23 protein-coding genes are annotated in these 24,955 nt (G+C 68.5%); 8 read left to right on the forward strand and 15 right to left on the reverse strand.

Going from position 1 to position 24,955, the window contains the following annotated elements:
* Positions 1-18 precede the first annotated feature (18 nt).
* Positions 19-1,458 carry a dihydrolipoyl dehydrogenase family protein gene (locus tag ACFWUU_RS15685; RefSeq protein ID WP_380176197.1) on the reverse strand — a complete coding sequence of 480 codons (1,440 nt, stop codon included), beginning with the start codon at positions 1,456-1,458 and terminating at the stop codon, positions 19-21.
* A gap of 81 nt (positions 1,459-1,539) precedes the next feature.
* Positions 1,540-4,269, reverse strand: a complete 2,730-nt coding sequence (locus ACFWUU_RS15690; protein WP_380176199.1) for an ATP-binding protein — start codon at positions 4,267-4,269, stop codon at positions 1,540-1,542.
* Positions 4,270-4,463: 194 nt separating this feature from the next.
* Here ACFWUU_RS15690 and ACFWUU_RS15695 point away from each other — a divergent pair, with 194 nt between their 5' ends.
* Positions 4,464-7,160 (forward strand): AAA family ATPase, encoded by a 2,697-nt coding sequence (locus tag ACFWUU_RS15695; RefSeq protein WP_380176201.1) that lies wholly within the window; start codon positions 4,464-4,466, stop codon positions 7,158-7,160.
* On the opposite strand, the gene ACFWUU_RS15700 is transcribed toward ACFWUU_RS15695, so the two are convergent.
* The 6 genes from ACFWUU_RS15700 to ACFWUU_RS15725 form a co-directional block, all read right to left on the reverse strand.
* Positions 7,157-7,468, reverse strand: coding sequence for a hypothetical protein (locus ACFWUU_RS15700; RefSeq protein ID WP_380176203.1), 312 nt, complete (start codon positions 7,466-7,468; stop codon positions 7,157-7,159). The genes ACFWUU_RS15695 and ACFWUU_RS15700 overlap by 4 nt on opposite strands.
* Positions 7,469-7,470: 2 nt before the next feature.
* Positions 7,471-7,767, reverse strand: coding sequence for a hypothetical protein (locus ACFWUU_RS15705; protein ID WP_137255101.1), 297 nt, complete (start codon positions 7,765-7,767; stop codon positions 7,471-7,473).
* Complete coding sequence (locus ACFWUU_RS15710) at positions 7,767-8,540, reverse strand: SDR family NAD(P)-dependent oxidoreductase (RefSeq protein WP_380176204.1); 774 nt, start codon at positions 8,538-8,540, stop codon at positions 7,767-7,769. Before ACFWUU_RS15710 ends, ACFWUU_RS15705 begins: the two co-directional genes overlap by 1 nt.
* Positions 8,541-8,627: 87 nt before the next feature.
* Positions 8,628-10,550: a glycoside hydrolase family 15 protein gene (locus ACFWUU_RS15715; RefSeq protein WP_380176206.1), complete on the reverse strand. Its 1,923-nt coding sequence runs from the start codon at positions 10,548-10,550 to the stop codon at positions 8,628-8,630.
* A gap of 46 nt (positions 10,551-10,596) precedes the next feature.
* Positions 10,597-11,403 (reverse strand): MBL fold metallo-hydrolase, encoded by an 807-nt coding sequence (locus tag ACFWUU_RS15720; RefSeq protein WP_380176208.1) that lies wholly within the window; start codon positions 11,401-11,403, stop codon positions 10,597-10,599.
* Positions 11,403-11,987 (reverse strand): dihydrofolate reductase family protein, encoded by a 585-nt coding sequence (locus ACFWUU_RS15725; RefSeq protein WP_380176210.1) that lies wholly within the window; start codon positions 11,985-11,987, stop codon positions 11,403-11,405. Before ACFWUU_RS15725 ends, ACFWUU_RS15720 begins: the two co-directional genes overlap by 1 nt.
* A 77-nt stretch (positions 11,988-12,064) precedes the next feature.
* On the opposite strand from ACFWUU_RS15725, the gene ACFWUU_RS15730 reads away from it, so the two are divergent.
* From ACFWUU_RS15730 to ACFWUU_RS15740, 3 genes are read left to right on the forward strand one after another with little or no spacing between them, the layout of a single operon-like run.
* Positions 12,065-12,487, forward strand: coding sequence for a winged helix-turn-helix transcriptional regulator (locus ACFWUU_RS15730; RefSeq protein ID WP_380176212.1), 423 nt, complete (start codon positions 12,065-12,067; stop codon positions 12,485-12,487).
* Positions 12,488-12,518: 31 nt separating this feature from the next.
* Entirely contained in the window at positions 12,519-14,675 is a 2,157-nt protein-coding gene (locus tag ACFWUU_RS15735; protein ID WP_380176214.1) for a SpoIIE family protein phosphatase, read from the forward strand.
* Positions 14,676-14,722: 47 nt separating this feature from the next.
* A complete protein-coding gene (locus tag ACFWUU_RS15740) occupies positions 14,723-15,001 on the forward strand; it encodes an STAS domain-containing protein (RefSeq protein WP_380176216.1) in 279 nt (92 codons plus the stop codon).
* Here the strand turns inward: ACFWUU_RS15740 and ACFWUU_RS15745 are convergent.
* A complete protein-coding gene (locus tag ACFWUU_RS15745) occupies positions 14,984-16,207 on the reverse strand; it encodes an MFS transporter (RefSeq protein ID WP_380176218.1) in 1,224 nt (407 codons plus the stop codon). The two genes, ACFWUU_RS15740 and ACFWUU_RS15745, sit on opposite strands and share 18 nt — an antisense overlap.
* A 56-nt stretch (positions 16,208-16,263) precedes the next feature.
* On the opposite strand from ACFWUU_RS15745, the gene ACFWUU_RS15750 reads away from it, so the two are divergent.
* Complete coding sequence (locus ACFWUU_RS15750; protein ID WP_380176220.1) at positions 16,264-17,223, forward strand: DUF5937 family protein; 960 nt, start codon at positions 16,264-16,266, stop codon at positions 17,221-17,223.
* On the opposite strand, the gene ACFWUU_RS15755 is transcribed toward ACFWUU_RS15750, so the two are convergent.
* Positions 17,207-18,097, reverse strand: coding sequence for an alpha/beta fold hydrolase (locus ACFWUU_RS15755; protein ID WP_380176222.1), 891 nt, complete (start codon positions 18,095-18,097; stop codon positions 17,207-17,209). The genes ACFWUU_RS15750 and ACFWUU_RS15755 overlap by 17 nt on opposite strands.
* Before the next feature lie 35 nt (positions 18,098-18,132).
* On the opposite strand from ACFWUU_RS15755, the gene ACFWUU_RS15760 reads away from it, so the two are divergent.
* From ACFWUU_RS15760 to ACFWUU_RS15770, 3 genes are all read left to right on the forward strand, one after another.
* Positions 18,133-18,924 (forward strand): alpha/beta fold hydrolase, encoded by a 792-nt coding sequence (locus ACFWUU_RS15760; protein ID WP_380176224.1) that lies wholly within the window; start codon positions 18,133-18,135, stop codon positions 18,922-18,924.
* Between the two features lie 78 nt (positions 18,925-19,002).
* Positions 19,003-19,812 carry an SDR family NAD(P)-dependent oxidoreductase gene (locus ACFWUU_RS15765; RefSeq protein WP_380176226.1) on the forward strand — a complete coding sequence of 270 codons (810 nt, stop codon included), beginning with the start codon at positions 19,003-19,005 and terminating at the stop codon, positions 19,810-19,812.
* Between the two features lie 22 nt (positions 19,813-19,834).
* Complete coding sequence (locus ACFWUU_RS15770) at positions 19,835-20,425, forward strand: TetR/AcrR family transcriptional regulator (RefSeq protein ID WP_380176228.1); 591 nt, start codon at positions 19,835-19,837, stop codon at positions 20,423-20,425.
* Here ACFWUU_RS15770 and ACFWUU_RS15775 read toward each other — a convergent pair.
* Genes ACFWUU_RS15775 through ACFWUU_RS15795 form a run of 5 tightly spaced genes read right to left on the reverse strand, consistent with a single transcriptional unit; the run spans position 20,412 to position 24,917 of the window.
* Positions 20,412-21,482 (reverse strand): HoxN/HupN/NixA family nickel/cobalt transporter, encoded by a 1,071-nt coding sequence (locus ACFWUU_RS15775; protein ID WP_380176230.1) that lies wholly within the window; start codon positions 21,480-21,482, stop codon positions 20,412-20,414. The two genes, ACFWUU_RS15770 and ACFWUU_RS15775, sit on opposite strands and share 14 nt — an antisense overlap.
* A gap of 56 nt (positions 21,483-21,538) precedes the next feature.
* The gene (locus ACFWUU_RS15780; RefSeq protein WP_380176232.1) at positions 21,539-22,621 is read right to left on the reverse strand and encodes a hypothetical protein; all 1,083 of its coding nucleotides are present in this window, start codon (positions 22,619-22,621) and stop codon (positions 21,539-21,541) included.
* 7 nt (positions 22,622-22,628) lie between these two features.
* A complete protein-coding gene (locus tag ACFWUU_RS15785; protein WP_380176234.1) occupies positions 22,629-23,177 on the reverse strand; it encodes a hypothetical protein in 549 nt (182 codons plus the stop codon).
* A 13-nt stretch (positions 23,178-23,190) separates the two neighbouring features.
* The gene (locus tag ACFWUU_RS15790) at positions 23,191-24,069 is read right to left on the reverse strand and encodes an alpha/beta fold hydrolase (RefSeq protein WP_380176236.1); all 879 of its coding nucleotides are present in this window, start codon (positions 24,067-24,069) and stop codon (positions 23,191-23,193) included.
* Complete coding sequence (locus ACFWUU_RS15795; RefSeq protein WP_380176238.1) at positions 24,069-24,917, reverse strand: alpha/beta fold hydrolase; 849 nt, start codon at positions 24,915-24,917, stop codon at positions 24,069-24,071. Before ACFWUU_RS15795 ends, ACFWUU_RS15790 begins: the two co-directional genes overlap by 1 nt.
* Between the last annotated feature and the right edge of the window lie 38 nt (positions 24,918-24,955).

The following is a 24,955-nucleotide window of genomic DNA, read 5'->3' on the forward strand; positions in this document are numbered from 1 at the left end:
TACCCCCAGGGCGGATCGTCAGTTCTGGTACGCCTCGAGCAGGCGGAGCCAGGTCTCGCTGATCGTCGGGAACGACGGTACGGCGTGCCACAGCCGCTCGATCGGGACCTGACCGACGATCGCGATCGTCGCCGAGTGCAGGAGCTCGGTGACACCCGGACCGACGAACGTCACCCCGAGCAGGCACCGGGTGTCCTCGTCCACGACCATCCGGGCCCGGCCGCGATAGCCGTCCGCATAGAGATTCGCGCCCGCCACCGTCACGCCCAGGTCGATATCGACGACCTTGAACCGGAACCCCTCGGCCTCTGCTTCCTCGGCAGTCCTACCGACGGCCGCGGCCTCCGGCGACGTGAAGACGACCTGCGGGACAGCTGATCGATCCGCGCTCGCCACGTGGACTCCCCACGCCGTGGCCTCGTCCACGGACCGACCCGCTGCCTGGTCAAGGATCACCTGTGCGGCGATGCGAGCCTGGTACTTGCCCTGGTGCGTCAGCAACGCCCGGTGATTGACATCGCCGAGCGCGAACAACCAGCCGTCGGCGCCCCGCACCCGGCAGGTGTCGTCCACATCCAGCCACGACCCGGCCGCCAGGTCCACGGTCTCCAGCCCGATGTCGGCGGTCAACGGCGTACGGCCGATCGCGAACAGCACCTCGTCGACCTCGTGCTTGCTGCCGTCGTCGAGTGTCACCGTCACCGGACCATCGGCGACCGGACGCCGCAGGGATTCCAGGGTGACCTCCGCCCGCACCGTCACGCCCGCTTCTGTCAGCCCTTCAGCGACCAGTTCACCGGCGAACGGCTCCATTCGCGGCAACAGTCGCTGCTCCCGGTCGAACAGAGTCACGGCCGACCCAAGTCCGTTCCACGCAGTCGCCAGCTCGACCCCGACCGGGCCGCCGCCGACAACAGCCAAGCGGGCGGGCACCTTACTGCTGTCGGTCCCCCGACGGTTCGTCCACGGGCGAGCCTCGGCGATGCCCGGCACGTCCGGCATCGCGGCGACACTTCCGGTGCAGATCGCCACCGCCTGCCGCGCGGTCAGCACCACCACCTCGTCGCCCGGGGTGGTCACGGCGACGCGACGTGGTCCTTCGAGCCGGCCGTGACCCCGGACCAGCGTCGCCCCGATGCTCTTCACCCAGTTGGCCTGGCCGGTGTCGTCGAGGCTCGTCACGTAGCGGTCCCGGCGGCCGAAAACTGCCTCCGCGTCGATCGGCCCGGTCACCGCTTCGCGAGCTCCGTCGACGTGCTGCGCTTCGGTGACCGCGACGACCGGCCGGAGCATCGCCTTGCTCGGGATGCAGGCCCAGTAGGAGCATTCGCCACCGACGAGTTCGCGCTCCACCACCGCCACGGTCAGACCGCCGGCGCGGACCTTGTCCGCGAGCGTCTGCCCGATCGGTCCCGAACCAATCACGATCACATCGAATTCACGCACGTTGCTTGCCATGGCTGCAGTCTGCTGCCGGTCCGGCGTACTCCGGTTCAGTAGGAACCCCCGGTCCGACCACGGGCCACACCCCCGGACCGGTCAGTCAGGCGTCGGCAGCTGCACGGTCCGCAACTGACGGCGCGACGTCAGCTGCAGTTTGGCGAACACCTTGCTCAAATGCCATTCGACCGTCCGCGGGCTGAGGAACAGGCGGGCCGCGATGTCGGCGTTGGACAGACCCTCCGCGACCAGCCGCGCGATCTGCGTCTCCTGGCGGGTCAGAACGCTCGGAGGCTCCGGGTACGCCGTACGCACCAGCTCGCCCGTCGCGCGCAGCTCGGCCGAGGCCCGGCTGAGGAACGCACGCATTCCCATCGCGACGAACAAATCGTGGGCGGTCCGCAGCTGATCGCGCGCCTCGCCGCGACGGCCCTGCCGACGCAACCACTCCCCGTACAACAGATGGGCCCGCGCGAGTTCACCGCGGATCCTGGTCGCGGCCAGTCGCTCGATGGCAACGCGATACAGCTCGTCCGCTGTGTCGTCCTTCGACACCAGCGCCCGGCACCGGGCTTCGACGCCGAGTCCCCACGCCGACCCGGTGGCCTGGGTCGTCTCGGCCAGCCGGGCCAGCGCCGCCTCCGCAGCCTGGTCCTCGTCGATCCGGGTCGCTGCCTCGACGAGTTCGGCCAGGACCGCCCAGGGTTCGACGGCCATCAGCGGAGGTTGCTCAGCGGCCCGGGCGGCCGCGTCGTACGCCTCGGCGTACTGACCGAGGCCGTTGTTGAGCACGGCCGATGCCATCCCGGCGATGATCAGCAGGAAGCCCTCACCGCGGTACCGCGCCTCCGCCTCGGCGTGCTTGATCAGCTCCCGGGCGCGCTGCTCGTCTCCTTGCCAGGCCGCCAGGAGCAGATCGCCGTACGGCGCCGCCGGCAGCCCGGTCGCAGCCAGTACGATCTTCAGCTCGTCGACCAGATCCGCGGCGTCGCCGAGCTCGCCGCTGAGTACCAACCCGCCGATGCGGACACTCAACGCCAGCGGCAATGTCTCCACTGCGCCGAGTGCCCGAGCGAGTTCCAGATGCCGGCCGTTGTCGATCGTCTGTTCGTCCCACAGATGCCCGGCCGTGATGCGAGCCAGCCAGAACCAGCGCAACGACTCCGGAGTGAGCTCGGTGTCCCCGTACGCCGCCAGCGCCTGCCGCAGCAACGGCACAGCCGGCACATATCCGTCGGTGAAACGGATCGCCAAGGCATCGAGCAGTACGTCGTTCGGCAGCCCGGGAACGTCGGGCGCGGGCGCGCCCTTCGCCGCCTCGGCCGCGTCTCGCAGGCAGTCGCGGCCGGCGAAGTCTCCGGCGAACATCGCGGCCAGGATCGCGTCCAAGTAGGTCTCCCGCGCCAGCCGGACGTCGGTCGCCGTCAACCGCTGCGCCGCTCGCAGCAGCAGCCGGGGAGCTTCGCCGTCCCGGTGTAGCGTGAACGCGATCTGAGCCCTGAGCAGGTCCAGTTGCGCGCCCTCGGCATCGTCGAGCGGTCCCGTCTCGGCTGCCGACAGCAATCGCATGGCCTGGTCCGGCTCCCCCGCCTGGTGGTGGGCACGAGCGGCAGCGATCGCACGCTGGGTGCGCTGATCGGCGTCGGCGGAAAGCTCGACAGCCCGGTCCAGGAACGCAGCCGCAGCAGCGAGACCGCCGCGGGCCTGCGCACGCTCGGCCGATCGCTCGAGCTCAATCGCGACCTTCTCATCGGGTCCCGAGACGGCCTGGGATCGGTGCCAGGCCCGGCGGTCCGGATCGACGGCCGGATCGGTCGCCGCCGCCAGCGCGGCATGGACGACGCGGAGGTCTTCGGCCGGCGCGGACCGGTAGATCGCGGACCGCACCAGCGGATGCCGGAACTGAATCCTGGTTCCGAACTGCACCAGGCCGGAAGCCTCAGCGCTCCTCGCCACCATGACGTCGATCCCCAGAGTTGAGGCCGCGCGCCACAGCAGGACCGGGTCACCGATCGGCTCCGCCGCCGCGAGCACCAGCAGCCGCCGGGCGTCCGCCGGCAGCTCGGCGAAGCTTCGGGCGTACGAGTCCTCGATCGTGGCCGGCGCCGTCCCGCCGCCTTGCGGCCCGAACCCCGATGCCAGCTGTGCCGACGTCAGTCCCGACGGCAACTCGAGCAGGGCGAGCGGGATGCCGCCGGCCTCGGCGACGATCCGGTCGACGACGCGCTCGTCCACCGGCCCCGGCAGCACGGACTTCAGCAGGACGCGGGCATCGTGGTCCCCGAGCCCGTCGACCTGCAGTGTCGCGATGCCGTCGAAGTCGCCGGTCAGCTGTCCCTTCCGTACTGCGAACACGACCGCGATCGGCTCGGCGACCATGCGTCGAGCGGCGAAGGTCAGCGCCTGCAACGAGGCGTGGTCGAGCCAGTGCGCGTCGTCGATCACGCACACCAGCGGCTGATCACGCGCCACCTCCGCCAGCAGGTTGAGCGTCGCCAGTCCGACCAGGAACCGGTCCGGCGGATCCCCGAACCGCAGCCCGAAGATCGTGCTGAGAGCCTTGCGCTGGGGCTCCGCGAGCGCGTCGAGGTGACCCAGCATCGGGCTGCACAACTGATGCAGACCCGCGAACGCGAGCTCCATCTCGGACTGGATCGCGGTCATCCGCACGACCTGGCAGTCCGTCGCCCGTGCGGCGAGGCGGTCGAGCAGCGCGGTCTTACCCACCCCCGGCTCGCCCGTCAGCACCAGGCTGCGGCCCTGACCTGCCCGGATCGCCTCGATGAGACGACCGAGCAGCTCACTCTCGTCGCGCCGACCCTGCAACACCAGAACGCGCCGCCATCCACTCAGTACCCCGCTCAGTACTCCGCGATCGCCGAAATTGTAGGCACGAGTTGCCCTCGCTGAAGGCACAGACCAGCCAGGTGCAGGTCGGGACCAGCCAGTCCGGCTAGCGTCCCGTGGCGGAACCCGTGGCCACCACGGGTCCGCGTGCCGACCGCTCAGGACATGCTGCGACGGTGAGCCCATCACTCATCGGACGATCGGATGTCCAGCGGCGCCTGGAGGACGAATTCCGCAGCGCCCGGTCCGGACAGGGCCGGATCGTGGTCGTGCGTGGTGAGCCAGGAATCGGCCGCAGCGCAGTGCTCGACCTCGCAGCCGGCGCTCGGGGAATGGAACTCGTCCGGACCCGTGGTGTGGAGTCCGAGGGAGCCATGCCGTTCGCCGGTCTCCAACAGCTCTGTACGACGCTGCACGCCGACCTCACCTCGCTCGACTCCCCCCAGCGTGCCGCCGTCGAGGCCGCCTTCGGAGTCGCCGAAGGACGGTCCGACCCGTACCTCATCGGACTTGCCACACTCGCACTGCTGATCGCGGTCGCGAAGGAGCGTCCGGCGCTGGTCCTGATCGACGACGCGCACTGGCTCGACGCCGCGACCTCGCGGGCACTCGCCTTCGCATTACGACGGATCGACGCCCACCCGATCGCGGTCGTCCTCGCGACCCCTGCCGAGGACGACGACTTCGCACAGTTCCCGACCGTGCGACTGACCGGGCTGAGCGATGCCGACGGACGTGCCCTGCTGTGTACGGCGTCGTACGGCGGTGTCGACGAGGCGGTGCTCAGCCGGATCGTCGCCGAAGCTCGCGGCAACCCACGCGACATCATCGCGGCGGTGGACGGGGTGATGTCGCCGGACTTCGCCGGCGGCTACGGCGTCTTCTGCGCCGGCGCGGACACCGGGGGTCTCGACGAGCGGATGGCGAACCTCGCGCGTGCCGAGCGCCTGGCGCTGATCCTGGCGGCAGCCGACCTGACCGGCGACCCAGCACTCCAGTGGAGGGCTGCGGACGTCCTCGGTCTCGTCCGTCAGGTGCCCAGGATTCTTCAGGATCAGGGCTGGCTTCGGCGCGATACGAGAGTCCTGTTCGTGGACCCTGCGCTCCGGTCCGCGGTGTATTGCCTCGCCACGAGCTCGGAGCGCGACGAGGTCCACGGTGCTCTGGCGACCGCGACGGACGCGATCGTCGCCCGCGATCGCCGCGCATGGCACCTCGCCATGGCGACGATAGGCCCGGACGACCAGCTGGCGACAGAGCTCGAGCGCTGCGCGGCGGACGCTCGTCGGAGGTGCGGCCGAGCCGGCGAGGCCGCGTTCCTTGAGCGATCCGCCCTGCTGACCGGCGATGCCGACGTACGCTCGGCGCGACTGCTGGCCGCTGCGGCGGCGAAGTTCGACATCGGCTCGGCTCCGGCCGCCGTCCAGCTGCTTGCCGCCGCCGAACTCGGTCGGCTCGACGGACGGGTCCGCCGCAGTCTCGATCAGCAGCATGCCCGGTTGGCGTTCGTCGACAAGCGCAACGGCCCGGCCGTCGAGCAGATGCTGCGGGCCGCAGAGGAACTGCGCCGGGCGAACGAGCCGCTGGCCTGTGAAGGATTTCTGGAGGCACTGGTCGCGTCGACCTACGCGGGACGGCTCGGGCCGGGTACAGCGGCCTTCGCTCGCAGGACCCCCACCGACTGGACGTGCGACGGAACGACCCGGGATCTTCTCGTCGGTCTCACCGCCCGCCTCGCCACCGGGTTCGCGGCGAGCCATCACCTGCTGAGACCGGCGGTACGCGCCGTTGCGAGCCAGCACGCGAGTAAGCGGTGGCTCGGGATCGGCGCCCGGATCGCCGCGGATCTGTGGGACGACGACCTGTGGGACGAGCTGACCTCGCGCACGGTGGACCTCGCGCGGGAGACCGGCTCGCTGATGAAACTGCCGTACGCGCTGACCAACCGCTGCCTGGCTGAGATCCACTTCGGCAACTTCGACACCGCGCAGCACCTGGTCGATCGCATCGACGCACTGACCACGTCGAGCCGTGGTCCCGGCTTCCCGTGCGGCGCACTCCTACTGGCCGGATGGCGTGGCGCCGAAGAGGTCGCGCTCCCACAGATCGAGGCTGCTCGCCAGGATGCGATGGAGCGAGGCGAAGGCATCGTGTTCACCACGGCCGCTCTCTCGGCCGCGGTGCTGGCCAACGGCTTGGGACGGTACGACGTAGCGCTCGCGGCCGCGCGCGACGTGGTGGCGGAGGACGAGCTCGTCCTGTACGGCTGGGGCCTGACCGAGCTCATTGAGGCCGCCGCGCGGAGCGGGCAGTCCAGGGCCGCGGAATCCGCGCTGGAGACGTTGGCCGAACGAGCGCGTGCGGTCGGCACCGACTGGGCGCTCGGTTTCGAAGCACGTTCCCGCGCCTTGTTGACCGACGGTCCCGAGGCAGAGCGCCTGTACCAGCAAGCCATCGATCACCTGACCCGGACCCGTGTCGTCGTCCACCTGGCCCGAACCCAACTCGTGTACGGCGAATGGCTGCGGCGCGAGGGCCGACGCGTCGACGCAAGGGTCCAGCTCAAGGCCGCACGCGATCGGCTCGCCGCCGCCGGTGCCACTGCCTTCACCGAGCGGGCGCACCGCGAGTACCTCGCCACCGGCGACCGGGCCCGGCGTCGCATCGTGGATCACCGGGCCCAGCTCACCCCGCAGGAGACGAGCATCGCCGCGCTGGCCGGGCAGGGCCTGACGAATCCGGAGATCGGCGAACGTCTGTTCCTCAGTCCGCGCACCGTCGAGTACCACCTGCACAAGGTCTTCGAGAAGTTCGGCATCTCGTCCCGACGCGCCCTGCTCCGCAAACTGGCACCCGACGTGGCCGGCGGCTAGCGGTAGCGCCCTTCGAACCGTGATCGCCCGCTCGGGTCCACGAATGTCAGCCCCACGATCAGGTCGTCCGCGACCAGCCAGTGCAGGAGGTAGCACGCCCGGTACGACGGCGGCCAGAACGAGCAGAACCGGCCGCGATCGTCGACGTACCACTCGCCCCGCGTTGCCTGGCCGTTCTCGGTGTAGGTGGTGGCCCCGTTACGTTCGAAGACCTGCGTCGCCCCGTCGGCATACTCCAGGCGACCCGCGGTGACGGCCGCCGCGATGTCCTCGCGAGCGACCGAATCACCGTTGCCGGCTCGAGGCATGTTCATTGTCCTTTGCTGATCGGGCGGACGGTGAATCCCAGTGCGCCGAGCACCTTGACGGCGCCCGACCTGCCGCCCTCGAAATCGGCCGAGGCCAGTCGCTGCCCGGTCGCGAACTCGTAGGCCGTCCCCAGCACCGCCTTCGGCGGGTACGTGCGTTCCTCCCAGACGAGTTCGTACGTCGTCGTCGGCGCGAAGCCGTGCTCGGCGAAGAAGGCCTTGGCCCCGAGCCGGTCGTACTCCGCGAGCGCGCGCTCCACCTCGGCAGCCGTCACCCGGTCCCACGCCGGCGCAGGCATCAGTTGCGACCTGCCATGACGCCGCCGTCCACGTTCAGGATCGCGCCGGTGATCCAGCTCGCCTCACCGGACAGCAGGAACGTGATCGCCGACGCCAGATCCTCGGCCGTCCCGACCCGGCCGAGCGGGTGCAGGCCGGCGAAGCTCTCGAGGGTCTCGGCCACCTTCTCCGGCGGGATGAAGGCTTCGAAGATCGGCGTCGCGACCACCGCCGGGGCAACCGCGTTGACCCGGATCCCGTGCTCGGCCAGCTCGATCGCCAGGTTGTGGGTCAACGCATGCAGACCGGCCTTGGCCATCGAGTACGCGCTCGCCGGAGTGGCCGCGAGCGCTTGATGCGCCCACATGCTGCCGACGTTCACGATCGCGCCGCCCTGGCCGGCGTCGACCATGCCGCGTACGACGGTCTGGGTCAGGAAGAAGATCGCGCGATTGATCTCCTGGTACGAGTCGTAGAAGGCGCCGTCGTGCTGGAGGAACGGGTTCGGGCTGAAGATCCCGGCCGCGTTGACCAGCAACGTCGCGTCGGCGTGCTCGGCCGCCAGTTGTTTCTGTACGTCGGCGACCTGCTCACGGTCGGCCAGATCGGCCGTGATCCCCCAGGCCCGACCATTCGCGGCCAGCTCCATCACCGTCCGGTCGACCTTGCTCTCGTCGCGGCCGATGATCACCGCGCTGCCGCCACCGGCCACGACGTCGGCGGCCGTCTGCCGCCCCATCCCACTGCTTCCCCCGACAACGACCAGCTTCCGCCCGTCGAACGCGTCGCTCATCAAACTCTCCATCCACCCGGCAGTCCGGTTCCGGAGCCGCGTCTCGGCTCACACAGCAACCGTCATGCCACGGGCCAACGGCTCGCCTCAGTGATCCACCGAGCCGAACCCCGGGTCGCTCATTGCGCCAAAGGCTCTGCTGCCGTCGGCTTCCTCCGCGCGAATGATGTGCGTGATCGCGTTGATCAGCGCGAGGTGGGTGAAGGCTTGCGGGAAGTTGCCGAGGTGGCGTCCGCTGACCGGGTCGATCTCCTCGGCGTACAGACCGAGTGGGCTCGCGTACGACAGGAGCTTCTCGCAGAGTGCGGTGGCCTCGGCGATTTCCCCGATCTCGACGAGCGCGGACACCAGCCAGAACGAGCAGATCGCGAACGTCCCCTCACGGCCGTGCATACCGTCATCGGTCTCCGAGACGCGGTAGCGCAGTACCAGACCGTCCTCCGTCAGTTCGTCGGCGATCGCTCGCACGGTGGCACGAACCCGCGGATCGTCAGCGGGTAGGAACCGGAGCAGTGGCAGCAGCAACAGCGAGGCGTCGAGCGTGGTCGCGCCGTACCGCTGGACGAACACTCCCCGGTCGTCGACGCCGTTGGCACAGATGTCGTTGCGGATCTCGTCGGCGACCGCTTCCCAGTCCTCGGCGAATCCGGGCTCGTCGTGCAGCCGGGCCAGCCTCGCGCCGCGACTCATCGCCACCCAGCACATCAGCTTGGACGAGGTGAAGTGCTGCGGTTCACCGCGCGATTCCCACATCCCCTGGTCGGGCTCGCGCCAATGCTTCGCCGCCGCCTCGACCTGCCGCTTGAGGAACGGCCACAGGCTTTCGGTCACCTGGTCGCGCGAGGTGGCGTGCAGGTACAGCGAATCGAGGATCGCTCCCCACACGTCATGCTGACCCTGGAGGTACGCCGCGTTGCCGACGCGGATCGGTCTCGCGCCTTCGTAGCCGCTCAGGTGATCCAGCGTCCGCTCGGGCAGTTCACGCTCGCCGCCGATCCCGTACATGATCTGGATGTCCTGATCGCCGCCGCACAGCTCGGTCAGGAACGAGAAGAAGTCGTTCGCCTCGCGATCGAGCCCGATCGTGTAGAGACCCCAGAGCGCGAACGTGGAGTCGCGGATCCACGAATAGCGGTAGTCCCAGTTCCGCTCACCCCTCGGCGTCTCGGGAAGGGACGTCGTCGCCGCGGCGAGCAGTGCTCCGGTGGGAGCATAGGTGAGTCCTTTCAACGTGAGAGCGCTGCGCGCCAGGTGGTGACTCCACCGGTGATCCGGGAAGACGCCGACATTGATCCATTGCCGCCAGTACTCCGCCGTACGGCCCGTCGCTTCGAGCGCTTCCGCCCAACTCCGTGGCGCCGGTAGGCGCGACCACGAGAGCGCCACGAACGCCGTATCGCCGTGCGACATGCGCGTCCGGGCCTGGGCCGTCGGACCTTCCAGACCGAGGCGAAGATCGGTGGTGAGCTTCAGGGTGACGTCGCCGTCCAGGTCCGCGCGGGTCGCGACCGCCTCGCCGTAGGCAGGCCCCTCGTACTGCCAGCTCGCTGCCCAGCGGCCGTACTCGAACATCGGCTCGCAGACCATCGAGACGTCCACCGTGCCACTCACGCATTTCACGGTCCGCAGCAAACAGTGCTCGGCGTCGTAGTCGGTCGGAGTACGGCGGTGCGTCGACGAGCGCTCGGAGATGTTGTGCCACGGGCCCATGACCAGCGAATCACGGACGAGCAGCCAGCCGGTCGGTGTCTTCCACGTCGTCTCGAGCATCAGGCTGCCCGGCAGGTACCGACGGGCGGCCGGCACCTGGACGCCGTACGGACCGAGCCGGAAGCTCCCCGCCGCGCGATCGAGAATCGCCCCGAACACACTCGGCGAGTCATGTCGCGGCAGGCACATCCACTCGACCGCACCGCTCGGCGCGATCAGGCAGTTCGACTCACAGTCCGACAGGAAGGCGTAGTCCGCGATCGGCGGGTGTGCGCTTCGCCCCGGAACCGATTCGGCCATCGCTCATCCCCTCCCCGAGACGCGCTTCTCCCGACAGTACGTCCAGCTAGCTTCTTTGGGCGAGGCGTTGGAGTTGGCCTGCGTGTACGTCGCTCACCCATTCCCAGCCGGTCTTGGCCGACGGGCCGATCCGCGGGTCGACGACCTCACGGCCGTCCCGCAAGGCCTCCACATAAGCCCGATCCTGGTCGATCCGTGTGCGCAGCTCGTCCGCTCCACCGGCAGAACCATGGCCCGGTACGACGACCTCGACACCGTCCGCCACGTCGTCGAACAGCTGCAGCGCTGTGAAGTACTCCTCGATCGGATCTGCCTCGCCGCCGATGTCGAGCATCGGAATGAACAGGTCCGACAGCATGTCGCCCGCGACGAGAACGCCGCGCTCCTCGATCAGCAGCGCCGCATGACCCGCAGCATGTGCCCGGTGCTCGATGACGCGGACCTGCGGACCGTCCCAATCCAGACGAGTGGCTCCCGCGGGCAGAGCAGTGACGAGGCCGAGCAGGTCCAGCGGTACGTCGTCGACGATCTCGGGCGGCATCCACTCGACGATGCTCGTCTCCCAGCCGGCAGTCGACCGCAGCTCTCGAAGCTCAGCCGCGCACCGCTCCGTGCCATAACGCGGCGCCGATCCGAGGTCGGCGTACCAGAGCACATGATCCCAGTCAGGGTGCGTCGCAAAGCCTGCCACGACAGGCTCCCCGTCGAGATCCTTCGCGAGACAGGCCATCTCGGCACGGGTCAACCCGGGATCGACGAGCAGTACGCCGGAATCGCCCCGCACCACGACCGTGTTGTTCTGCAGCAGCTCGCTCTGATGGACCAGCACGCCGTCCGCAACCTGCCTCAACATCAGTCGGCCTCCTTCCGGATCTCGTAGCGGTGCAGCGTCACGCCCGACTTGAACGTCTGCTGGTCGAGCAGTTCGAGGTCGATCGGCAGGTCGTAGTCGTCGAACAACGGCCGGCCGAAGCCGAGGATCGAGGGATGCGTGGTCAGCTGCAGCTCGTCCAGCAGGCCTGCGCGCAGCAGCTGGGTGGCGAGCGCGGCGCCGCCGACCGCGATCGTGCCTTCGGTCTCGGCACGGAGTACGGCGAGCTGCTCGATCGCATCGTCTCCGCCGATGATGCGGGTGTTGTAGTCGGCGCTCCGGCGGGTCCGCGAGACCAGCACCTTGGGCTTCGCGAGCCAGATCTCGCCGTACTCACGCATGAAGTCGGGCAGGGACGCGTCGCCGGGCGCCCGCGGCCAGTACTCCTCCATCACCTCGTACATGACGCGGCCGTGGACGATCATCGCGAGGTCCCGCGTCCGCGCGTTGGCGTCGCGGTGCAGCTCCTCGTCGATGCGCAGCCACTCGCCCGCGCCGTTGTCGCCCGGGACCTGCTCGATCCGCAGGTCGAGGGACACGTTCATCGCGTACACGAACTGACCCATCTTCCCCCTCTTCCCGACTAGTGCTTGCAATCTGCAATCACTATTATGGCGACACCGAGAGCTGTCAAGGAGGAGTCGTGGAACCACGGTCGGACTGTCCGATCAACGCCGCGGTCGAGGTGCTGGGAGATCGCTGGTCGCTGCTCGTACTGCGCGACGTCATCTTCAGCGACCGCCGCTACTTCCGCGCCCTGCTCACCGCCTCCCCCGAAGGCATCGCCTCGAATATCCTCGCCGACCGCCTCGTCCGCCTGGTCGAAGCGGGCCTCCTCACCCGAGGCACCGCTGCCCGCGGCCAACGCGCCCAGTACAGCCTCACCGAGGCGGGCATCCAGACTCTCCCGATCCTCGTCGCGCTGGGGACCTGGTCCCTCACCTGGCGCCCCGCGACGAACGACCTCTACGCCCGCCAGCAACTCCTGCGCGACGAGGGGCCGGCCTACATCGAGGCCCTGATGGACGACCTCCGGACCCGGCACCTGACCCCGCACAGTGCTTGACGTACTCCGGTTCTGCAGCGTCCCATGAGCCATGGGCGGGCGCACGGGAGCTTCTTGGGCCTCGAGGGCGATCAGGCTGCGCGTACCGGCGGACCTCGGCCGAACCGCCGCAGCGGCTGCGCTGGTCGGCGCGGCCTACTACCTCGGCGCGCGTCTGGGCCTGAGCCTGTCGCTGGTCGAGCGGAACGTGACGCCGCTCTGGCCGCCCAGCGGCATCGCACTGGCAGCCTTCCTGATTCTGGGGAGGAGGATCTGGCCGGGCGTCGCACTTGCGGCTCTGGCCGTGAATCTGCCGATCAGCACCGGTCCGGTGCCCGCGCTGCTGACCGCAATGGGCAACACGCTTGCACCACTGGTCGCGGCGATCGTGCTCGAGCGCATCGGGTTCCACCGCCAACTGGACCGCTTGCGTGATGCGCTGGCAATCGTCTTCCTGGGTGCACTGGCAAGCATGACGATCAGCGCGACCATCGGCGCCGTCACGCTCACGACCTCGAAGGGCACCGGTGGACTGGCCGGCGCATGGGCGGTGTGGTGGACCGGTGACGCAATGGGCGTTCTCGCCGTCGCCCCGTTCCTTCTCTGCATCCCGCTGTTCCGCGAGCTCGAGCCGTGGCCGGCCGCGCGATGGGTCGAAGCCGGGGTCATCCTCGCGCTGACCATCGTCCTCGTGTTCTGGACGACGCACACCGATGTCGCCTTGTTGTTCCTGGTGCTGCCGTTGTTGGGCTGGGCCTCATGGCGTCTGCAGTTGCGCGGCGCCGCGCCCGCCGCGCTGATCGCGTCCCTGATCGCCACCTGGTCGGCGACCCGCGGACTCGGCCCGTTCGCGGGTAAGTCGCTGCTGGCGCAGATGCTGACCCTTCAGGCCTTCAACGCCACCGTCGCGCTGACCTCGTTCTTCCTCGCCGCGCTCGTGACCGAGCGGATCGGGTTCACCCGCGCGCTGATGGCCGCGGCTGCCGACCTCGAAGTACGCGTCAGGGACCGTACCGCGGAGCTGAAGGCAGCCAACGACCGTCTGCGTCGCGAGATCGACCAGCGGCAGGAGACCCAGCAGCAGTTGACCCGGGAGGAGGCCAGGACCCGGCGCGAGCACCAGATCGCGGAAACGCTCCAACGCAGCCTGCTCCCGGACCGGATGCCCGACATCCCCGGCCTCGTCGTGGCCGCCCGATACGTCCCGGCGACCGCGGACCTCCATGTCGGCGGTGACTGGTACGACGTGATCGAGCTGCGCGACGGCCTGATAGGTCTCGTCATCGGTGATGTTGCCGGCCACGGACTCCAGGCCGCGGCAGCCATGACACAGCTGAGGATGGCGGTGCGGGCCTACGCCATCCACGATCCGTCACCGGTAGCGGTGATGACCAGGTTGCACGGATTGGCCCGCGAGCTGCCGATGGCCGAGATGGTGACCCTGCTTTACGTCCTGTACGACCCGGACACCGGCACCGTGCGGTTCACGAACGCCGGACATCCGCCGGCCCTCTTGATCGACGATGAGAGCACGCAGTACCTCGACGGCGGGCTGGCTCCACCGCTCGGCGTACTCGCGCACTGGGACTATGCCGAAGCGACGCAGCGGTTGCAGCCCGGAGCGACTTTGCTGATGTACACCGACGGGCTGGTCGAGAAGCGCACGCTGTCGATCCAGGACGGCCTCGATCGACTGCTCGCCGAAGCGGGTGACGCCGAATGGCCCGATCTCGATGCGCTCTGCGACCATCTCCTCTCGAGCCTGCCGGAACCCGGCAAGGTTGCCGACGACATCGCCCTGGTGGCGCTCCGGCCGTTGGCGCTCGCCGGTATGCCGCTCTCGCTCGACGTCCCTGCCGACGCGCGCATGCTCTACCAGGTCCGGCACGCGTTACGGCGCTGGCTCCGCGAGTCAGGTGTCACTGCGCGGGACGCCGGCGAGATCGCGATCGCCTGCGGAGAGGCGTGCAGCAACGTCGTACGTCACGCGTACGGCGCCTCGCCGGGTGACATGCACATCGAGGCACGCCTTGTGGACGGCTCCGTCGAGCTGACAGTGCGCGACCACGGCCGGTGGCGGCGTCCGGCCGACCGTGGCGGCGGCTTGGGGCTCACGCTGATCCACGGGCTGTCGGACTCGGTCGACATCGACAGCGATCCAGAAGGTACGACGGTCCTCATGCGCCGCAACGTCGTGGGCGAGACATGACGGCGTACGCCGAAGTGGACGCCTGGATGAGCAATAGCGTCCAGGTTGTGCGGGTCTCTGGCGAAGTGGACCTCACCAACGCCGTCGTTGTGCGGGATGCCATCAGCCAGGTCGCCTCAGTCGACGCGGGCGTCATCGTCGTCGACCTGACCGAGACGGCCTATCTCGACAGCTCAGGGATCGCGATGCTCTTCCGCCTCGCTGAACGCCTCACCCAGAGCCGACAGGAGCTCCGCGTCGTCGTCCCGCCGGACTCCCCGCTCCGGGCCGCGCTCGAACTGACAGACCTGCCGCAGACCATCCCGGTCCTACACACGCTCGAATGACCGCTCGGCCGCACGGTTCGCCACCAGCGCGGTGGCTGCGCCGGTGGTGGCGAAGACCAGACCGAGGGCGATCCAGCCCGGCGTACCGTGGTCGATCGCGCTGGTGGTGACGACGGCCGGGCTGAACATCTGGGCGACTGCGTAGCCGGTCTGGCTGAGGCCTTGGTAGGCGCCGGCGCGGGCGGGGTCTGCGAGTTCGAAGGCCATCGTCCAGCCGCCGGCCTCGCCCTGCGTCTCGGCCGCGGAGGCTGCGAGCGCGGCTAGGAGCAGCACGACTGTTGCCGCTACGGCACCGAGGTACCCCGCTGTCGCGAAGAGCAGACACGCGATCAGCAGGAAGAGGCCCGCTCGCCGCACCGACTGCCCGGCGGTGCGCAATGTCTGAGCACCGCGGGACGCGCGGACCTGAAACAGAGCAACGTATGCGGTGTTGACGAGCAGGAGCGCTGACACGAGGACCGTCGGGGCATCCGTGTGGTCCGCGACCCAGAGCGGTATCGCGACCGAGGTCAGCCCGAACTGGATCGCGAGGATGGCGTTGAGGACCGTCGACGCGACGTACGTCCGATCGCGCAGCGGGGAGCGTCCATCGGCGGAGGTCGCAGCCGTGTTGGCGGCTTCCATCCGCTCGGCCAGACCCTCCACCCGCTTGCGCAGACCGATCAGCGGGGCTGTGCCGAGCATCGTGACTGCCCCGACGAGCACCACCGTCAGCCGGTACGCCGACGTCGTATCCACCATCAGCGCGAGTCCCGCGAGCAGACTGCCGCCGCCGATGAACACGTTCATCACCACGCGCAGCCTGGCGCGGACTGTGACGCGCTCGGGGCCGACGTACCACCGGGCCAGCAAGGTCACCTGGGCTGTGCTCTGCAGGCCCCGCGTGGCCGAGACGCACGCCGCGATCAGGATGAAGCTGACGACGTTGTCGGCGAGGGCATACGCGAGCAGGGAGGCTCCGTTCGCGGCCAGCGTCCATTGCTGCAGGCGGTCTGCGCCGTACCGGTCGCTCAGCCGACCACCGACGTACGAGGCCAACACGCCGACCGCTCCCGCAATGGTGAGACCGATCCCGACGGTCGCCGCCGACAGGCCGACCCCGCGGGTGAAGTAGAGCGCGCTGACGGCGAAGAACATGCCGCGGGACAGCGACAGGGCGGCCACGGCGGAGGCGAGGGCGCGTTCGACGGGATCACGGAGAAGCACCCGACAGTTGTCGCATCCGGACGCTGCCGGGGACCAACGATGTAGTGTTTTGCTTCATGATCGAGTACGAACTCGCCGGCAACGATCTCGGCGAGGTGCGGTTCGCGATCTCACCGCTGCACGAGCTGGTCCTGTCCCTACGGACCCTGCGCGACCCTGGCCGGTTCCCGCTGCAACTCCCTTGGCTCCGCGCCATCGAGCCGGCGCGTTCCGGCCTCGACCTCGATCTGCTCCGCGCCCTGACCAACGAAGCGTTGTGGACGCCGGACTTCCTCACTCCCCGCCCTTACAGTCCGCTCGGTCGTATCGAGGACGAGCTCTCGGCACTGACCAGCACGCCGGCCGCCGTCGTACGGACGGACCTCGCCGCCGTCCATCCTTTGGGGTTGCCGACGGCGCTTCGAGGTCGCCCAGCCACCGTGCTCCGACGCATATTGGCCGTGCTGCAGGACTATTGGGACGCCTGCTTCGAGCCGTACTGGACCCGTATGCGAACGGTCCTCGAGGCCGACATCGTCTATCGCGGTCGAGTCATGGCAAACGCCGGTCTCGCCGCGATGTTCGCCGACGTCGACCCCCACGTCCGCCTCGACGGCACCGTCCTGCGCATCCGCCTCCGCAGCGACCTCTCCTACCGAACCTCAACCGCCGGCCGCGGCCTCACCCTCACTCCATCTCTCTTCAGCCGCCGAGGCGCCACCCCCATCTCCCCCGACGAGCCACCCCACCTCATCTACCCGGCCCGTGGCCTGGGCACCCTCTGGCAAACCTCGTCAGCTACGCCACCAACCGCCCTCGCGGACCTGGTCGGCCGCGTCCGGGCCGGCCTGCTGACCCTGCTCGAAACACCAACCTCGACGACCGAACTCGCCGTACGCCTGAACGTCACCCCAACCGCCGTCAACCAGCACTTACGAGCCCTCCGCGCCGCCGGTCTGCTGATCTCCGCCCGGCACGGCCGCTCGGTCCTCTACCGCCGCTCCGACCTGGGCGACCGCCTCATCCGAGGGCTGTAACCGCCTCGGCGAAAGCAACCGGCGCCTCCTGCGGCACGTTGTGCCCGATATCCGGCAGCGAACGAGTCTTGCAAGGCCCGCTGAAATGCGGCCCGTCGTCGAGCCCGGCCGGCCCGGTCACACCATCAGCCTCACTCACCAGAATCACCGTCGGCACGGCAATCTTCGGCAGCGCGGCCAGCGCCTCCTCCACCGCGTCGTAGCGCGGATCCCCTTCGACCAGGCCGTAACGATGCCGGTAGGAGTGAATCACCACGTCCACGAAGTCCGGGTTGTGCAGGCTAGGCGCCGTGGCCGGATAAGCAGCCGCGGAGTCGGCCCATTTCGGCGACCAGTCGCGCCACAGCAGCGCGCACAGCTCATCCCGGTTCAGAGTCAGGCCACGCCGGCCACGTTCGGAGTGGAAGTAGTACTGATACCAGTACTTCGCCTCGTCCTCGGCCGCCGCGGGCTCACCGGACCTCGCGATGTCCTGGATCGCGTATCCCCCGCAGGTAACCAACCCCGCGATCCGCTCCGGCCATAGCGCTGCGGCAATACACGCAGCTCGCCCACCCCAGTCGTACCCCGCAACCACGGCCCGCTCGATCCCGAGCGCGTCCATGAAGTCCAGCAGGTCCTGACCGATCGCCGCCTGCTGCCCGGACCGCAGCGTCCCCGCGTCGCGAAACCTCGTCGGGCCGTAGCCACGCAGGTAGGGCGCGAGCACATACCGCCCGCTCGCCGCGAGCTCAGCTGCGACTTCGTCGTACGCGCGCACGTCGTACGGAAAACCGTGCAGCAGAATCACCGGGTCACCGCCCGGCTCCCCCGCCGCCTCGTACCCGATCTCGAGCACAGGCGTGGTCACACTGCCCTGGCTGGCAAAACTCATGACCTCATCGTCGCACTGCGCTAATGTCCCCAACCATGTTCACCGTGCGAGGTAAAGCAGCCCATCTGGCCTGGTACCGCACCAACGAGTCGCCCGCCGACGTCACCTTCCTCCACGGCTTCTCCGACTCCGCCCGATGCTGGGAACCCCTCCTCGCCAACCTTCCCGACATCCAAGCCCTAGCCATAGACGCCCGCGGCCACGGCAACTCCGCCCTCCCACCCGGCCCCGTCAACTACCCCCAACTCGGCGACGACGCCGCGCTCGTCCTGTCGGACCAGCCCCGCGAGGGCGGGATGATCGTCGTCGGCCACTCGATGGGCGCGATGACCGCCGCCTATCTGGCCGCCGCGAGACCGGACCTGGTCCGTGCCGTTGTACTCGAGGACCCGCCGCCCGGAGGGGGACCTGCCGCCGAACCGGACGAACCGGTGGCCATGCCGCCCTGGCTCGCGGACCTCCGTGCGCTCGACCTCCCCTCACGGATCGCACGAGGCCGAGCCGACAACCCCGACTGGCCGGAAGACGAACTCGAGCCGTGGGCCACCTCGAAGGCGCAGGTCGACCCGCACCTGTTCGACCACCCCTTCTTGAAGGCCAACCCTCTGACCGACCTGCTGACTGCGATCACTTGCCCAGTCCTCCTAATCCACGGCGACACCGAACGCGGCTCACTGATCTCCGACGCCTACGCAAAGCGCTGCGCCGAAGCAGCGGCCGGCGACTTCCGGTCGGTACACATCCCCAACGCGGGCCACTCAGTCCACCGCGACAACCGCCCGCAGTACCTCACAGAACTCACCACTTTCCTCAACCACCATCGCTGACCTGAACTCCTCCTTGATTCTTGTGCAGTGACCAAGTTAGAGTTTCTTGGTCAGTGCACAAGAGAGGGAGTGTTTGCGATGAAGATCTGGTTCATCACAGGTGCGTCCAAGGGGTTCGGGCGCGAGTGGGCCGAGGCGGCGCTGGAGCGCGGTGACCGCGTCGCGGTGTCGAGCCGGTCGACAGGCGTGTTCGACGAACTAGTGAACAAGTACGGCGACGCCGTACTGCCGTTGAAGCTGGACGTCACGGACCGCGCCGCCGTCGCGGACGCCGTACGGGCGGTGGTCGATCGGTTCGGGCGCATCGATGTCGTGGTGAACAACGCCGGGTACGGGTTGTTCGGGATGGTCGAAGAGGTGGACGAGGAGCAGGCGCGGGCGCAGCTCGACGTCAATCTGCTCGGGCCGTTGTGGGTGACCCAGGCGGTCCTGCCGCAGATGCGGGCCCAGGGCAACGGTCATGTGATTCAGGTGTCGTCGATCGCCGGTGTGTTCGCGCTGCCGGGGCTCGGGCTGTACCACGCGTCGAAGTTCGGGCTGGAGGGGTTCACCGACAGCCTGGCCGCGGAGGTCAAGGGCTTCGGGATCTCGGTCACGCTGGTCGAGCCGGCCGGATACGCGACCGACTGGGCCGGGCCGTCCGCCGTCCACGCCGAGCGCCTTCCGCAGTACGACGCCTTCCGGTCGGCGATGGCACGACCGGCCGGGAAGCGCGGCGACCCGGCCGCGACCCGGGCCGCGATCCTGCAGGTCGTCGACGCGGAGGAGCCGCCGCTGCGGATCTTCTTCGGGCCCGGGCCGCTGCCGGTGATCAAGGCGGAGTACGCGCGACGGATCGCCGAGTGGGAAGCGTGGGACGGCGTGTCGCAGGAGGCGTTCGGCGCATGACCCGGATTTGTACGATGGCGTCATGCGGCTGACCCAGGGCGACGTGATCGAGGCCGCGTTCGCGGTGCTGGAGGAGGAGGGCCTCGAGCGGCTCTCGCTCCGCGGAGTCGCGCGCCGGCTCGACGCGCACCTCAACTCGGTGAGCTGGCAGGTGAAGACGAAGTTCGCGCTGATCGAGACGATGGCGGACACGATCGTCGGAGAGGTCGCGGTCGACGACCTCGGGACCGATCCGGTCGAACGCGTTGCGGTCGTCGCACGCCGCTACCGGGCCGCAATGCTCGCGCACCGCGACGGCGGCCGGCTCGTCGCCGGCACGTTCACCGGCACCGGCAAGACGCTGCGGGTCGCCGAAGTCATCGTCGGCAGCCTGCTCGAAGCCGGGTACACCGAGGCCGACGCGGCCCGGCTGTGCTGGGCAATCGTCTACTTCACGATCGGCCTGACGCAGGAGGAGCAGACGCCGTCCGACAACCTGCACGGGAACGCGGACGACCTACTGTCCTCGGGCGCCTACCCGGCCCTCGCCAAGGTCGGCCCCGCCCTACTCCTCGACGACTCCTTCGATACCCGCTTCGAATACGGCCTCACCAGACTCCTCAGCCGTCCCTGAGGGCAGTTGCCCACTTCTCTTCGATGTGGCCGTACTTCCAGACCGCGAGTGCTACCACCCAGGCCGCGAGGAACAGTCCGGCGACGCCGTAGCCGGCGTAGTCGAGTGGGATGCGGGCGATCGCGGCCAACGGCCCACTGGTGAGGTGGGCCCGGTCGGCGACGACGCCGATCAGTTCGATCGTGCCGATTGCCAGGGCGACCGCGACGGAGATTCCGGTGATGGTGATGTTGTAGAACACCTTCCGGACCGGCTTTGCGAAGGCCCAGCTGTAGGCGGCGTTCATGAACACGCCATCGGTGCTGTCCATCAGACACATGCCTGCGGCGAAGAGGACGGGCAGGACGAGGATCGAGTAGAACGGCAGGTGGAACGCGGCGACGCCCCCGGCAAGGACGAGAAGACCGACTTCGGTCGCGGTGTCGAAGCCGAGACCGAACAGGACGCCGATCGGGTAGATGTGCCGGGCCTTGCGGACAGATGTCGTCAGACTGCCGAGGACGCGATTCATGAAGCCGCGCTTGTTCAGTTGCTCCTCGAGCTGCTGCTCGTTATAGACGCCGGTACGCATCTGCCGGAACACCTTGACGATGCCCACGAGCACACCGAGGTTGAGGATTCCGAGCACCCAGAGAAAGACGCCGGAGACGGACGCACCGATGATTCCGGTGACCGAATGCAGCATCGAGTTGCCGTTCTCGACCGGCCCGGCCAACGCCTTCACGCCGAGCGACAGCACGAGAGCCAGCGCGAAGACGATGGTCGAATGGCCGAGCGAGAACCAGAACCCGACCGAGAGCGGTTTGCGAATCTCCTCCTCCGGTACGCCGGACGCCCGCCGGTCGGCGTTGTCGGCAAGCAGTTTGCGGGTCGTGTTGTCCACTGCCGCGATGTGGTCGGCGTCGAAGGCGTGCCGGAGTCCGAACGTGTACGCGAGCAGTCCGACGCCGATGGTGAACACCGGTCGGTCGCCGCCGAGGTGGTAGTGCTGCGGCATTACGAACCCGAACAGAACGCCGAACCCGATCACGTGCAGAAGCACGATGAAGACGGTCATCGCGCCGAGCGAGCGCCGGTCGCGCCGGTCGAGGCCGAATCGCGTGGACGTCAAGATCAGCCGGCCGGCGGCGTGGCGAGGTAGGGGAAGTAGTCGAGGATCGGCGCGGGTTTGAGTCCCGAGGAGAAATCCTGGTTCACGATCATCTTGATGACGTTGGACGCAATGTCCTCGACGATGCCCTTGCCGTTCTCGCTGTCGAACCAGGGGTCCCAGAGCGCGACGGTGCCAGGAGTGAACGTGATCACGTTCGGGAGCAGCTTGTCTGCCGCCCAGGCACCGTAGGCGAGCGCGGTGGGGAACTTGTGCGGCGGATCGCCGTACGTTCCACCGGCCTCGACGACCGCTGCGATGTTGTCCCGCACCTGACCCCAGATTCCCTTGGCGGGGTCGGTCGCAGGGTGCCGGGGCCGGCCCACGAGGTCGATCGTCGGGGCTGTGCTGTTGTAGTTGGCAACCTTTGCCGAGCCACCGGCGAAGTCGAAGAACGTCGTCATGTTGGGCGCGGCCGCGCGCTGGAGCTGGACCCAGGTCCGGTGCCCCTCGTCGAAGTACGCCGTAGTCCCCCAGAAGTTCACCGGACGGCGGCCCGTGAGTTTGACCGGCACCTCGAGCACGAAGGACCTGACGGTCGAGTTCGCGAACGAGTCGGTGGCCGGCCGCAGCGCGTCGAAGTCCGGAAAGGTGCCGGCGGCAAGCGCTTCCGCCGTCGCGACCGGGAACGGGATGAAGTTGTAGAACGGATCGAGGCGTGTTCCGGCGAAGAGTTTGATACCGCCGCGGCACTCGACGACCTCCCCGACGGGAGCGTGGCGGGGCGTGATGATCGTGCCCCTGGCAGTGCGGTCGGTCGCCGCGCGACCGGTGAGCTGCTCCACCTGCACGTACTGCGAGCCGTCGGCGCCGATCGGGAACGTCGCCCGGAACGTGATGTCCTCGACGTAGTCGTGATTGGTGTCGATCTTCAGCTCGTAGTAGCCGTCCGGGTTCCAGGGCTCGCCCTCGAGCGGCGAGGTGTTGATCCCGAAGACCGTGCGCGGGGCCAGGACATCGTCGATGAGGTCGCCGGCGCCGGCGAAGCAGAAGGCGTCGGTGATGTCGAGTGTTTCGTCTGTCGGGTAATCGAAGTGGTGAGACATGAGGCTCCTAGCCGGCCAAGCTGTTGCGTGGGTATGGGATGCGGGAGAACGGCTGCAACGCGACCGTGTAGAACACGTCGTGGTACGGCGCGACCGTGGTGGCACCGAACTCGCCGTAGAACCAGAGGAACGGAAGCTTGCCGGCGTCCCACGTCACGCGGTCTGCCCGTCCGCTCGTATGGACGAGCTCGTACCAGCCCTCCGTGAACCCGCTCAGCATCGCGATCCGGGTGGGAGCGCCGCGCTCGGGCACGACCGACGCGTCGACCGTGGTGCCGTCGGTTGCCGTCATCCGCGGCCAGACAGACACCGCCGAGGCGAGACGTGGACGGCGGTAGTAATCCCAGATCGGCACAGCCTTGACGCCTGGCGGTAGCACCAGCCGGGTTCCCGGGGTGAGCAGCGGGGCGTTGAACCGCCTCTCTGCTCCCCGCTCCAGATCGGCGCCGGCACCGGGCCGCGGTGTCGTGGCGACAGCGGTGGTGGCCGAGCCGAAGCCGTAAAGGACCGGGGCCGCAGCGAGTCCGCCGAGCACGCCCCTTCTACTGATGTTCACTGACATTCCTTTCCTACTTGTTGAGGAACGGGAGCAGGTGGCCGAGCAGAAGCTCGGGAGCCTCCTCCGCGATCCAGTGGCCGCACGGGACCACAGCGCCGGTCAGATCGTCGGCGTACTTCCGGGCCTGCTCCGGGACAAGTTCGCCGAGCGCGCCTCCGGCGCCTACCGCCAGCACTGGCATCGTCAGCGTCGTACTGCGGTTCCGGATCGTGTCCAGGACGTCCTGAGGGAACGTCTTGAAGTACTCGTACGACGCACGCAGGTAACCAGGCCGCCGCAGCGACTGCGCGTACTCGGCGAGAGCCTGATCGTCCACTCCGCCTTCGACCTGTTCCATCCACCCGATGAAACCGTCGACCCAGATGTCTTCGCGTCCGGCAACGATCTTCTCCTGCAGACCGTTGTCCAAGGTGAAGAAGCCGAAGTTCCACAAGCCCGGCCCGGCCTTGGTCCACGCGGGTAGCTCGTACGCCGTCTCGTCGACCTGAGGTGCCTCCAGCAGTACGAGGCGTCGTGTCGAGCTGCGATGTGCGGCTGCGTACGCGTAGGCGACCATCGTCCCGATGTCGTGTCCGACGACGTTGACCTGTTCGTCGAGCCCGAGCCCGACCAGCAACTCGTGTACGTCGTCGGCAAGGGCGGCCTTGTCGTATCCGCTCTCGGGAGCGTCCGAGCCGCCGGATCCGCGCAGGTCGGGCGCGATCACGGTGTAGTGCTCAGCGAGCGCCGGCATGATCTTCCGCCAGGAGTACCAGGTCTGCGGATATCCATGGATCAGAACAACCGTGGGGCCGGTGCCGCCGACGGCATAGTTGACCGCGATTCCATTGACCTGCCTGGTCTTCTCGACGAACCCCGCAGGGATCTTCGACGCGGTGAGCAGCGGCATTACTTCTCCTCTCCTGTGGCGCTGAGGAAGGTGAGGAGGGCTTGGTTGACCTCTTCGGGGAAGGTCCAGGCGATGTTGTGCGGGCCGCCTTCGACGGTGACGAACTGGAGGTCCTTGATCAGACCGGGCAGTCGCGCGGCGGTGGCGGCGTACGGAAGGATGCGGTCGGCGTCGCCGTGGATCAGCAGCGTCGGTACGTCGATCTTCGGCAGGTCGTCGCGGAAGTCGGTGAGCCACGTGTCCACGCAGGCATGCGCGGCGTACGCCGAGGCGCCGATGGCGACCGTGAAGCTGTCCTGCCACGCCTGCTCGCTGATCCGGGTACCGCCGAGCACGTCGACGTTGTAGAAGTTGTCGAGGAAGTCCTTGAGGTACGCCGGCCGGTCCTTCACGATGGCCGCCTTGATCTCGTCGAACACCGCCCCGTCGACGCCTTCGGGGTTGTCGCCGGTCTTCAGCAGGAAGGGCGGGATCGCTCCCATCAGCACCGCCTTGGTGACCCGTCCCGAGCCGTAGGTACCGAGGTAGCGGGTCACCTCGCCGGTGCCCATCGAGAAGCCGACCAGGGCGACCTCGGTCAGGTCGAGGTACTCGAGCAGGGCATTGAGGTCGGCGGCGAACGTGTCGTAGTCGTAGCCGATCGTGGGCTGGCCGGACTTCCCGAACCCGCGCCGGTCGTAGGTGACGACCCGGTATCCGGCCTGCAGCAACACGCGCTCCTGCTTCTCCCACGACGCGCCGCTGAGCGGATACCCGTGGATCAACACCACCGGTTGCCCGGACCCGTGGTCCTCGTAGTGAATCTCGATCGGAGCGCTGTTCTCGGTTCCGACGGTGATGCGTGGCATGAAATCTCCTGTCCGGTACTTGGATGGGGCCGCGAGCG

Source organism: Kribbella sp. NPDC058693 (assembly GCF_042715335.1).
GTDB classification, from domain to species: domain Bacteria; phylum Actinomycetota; class Actinomycetes; order Propionibacteriales; family Kribbellaceae; genus Kribbella; species Kribbella jiaozuonensis.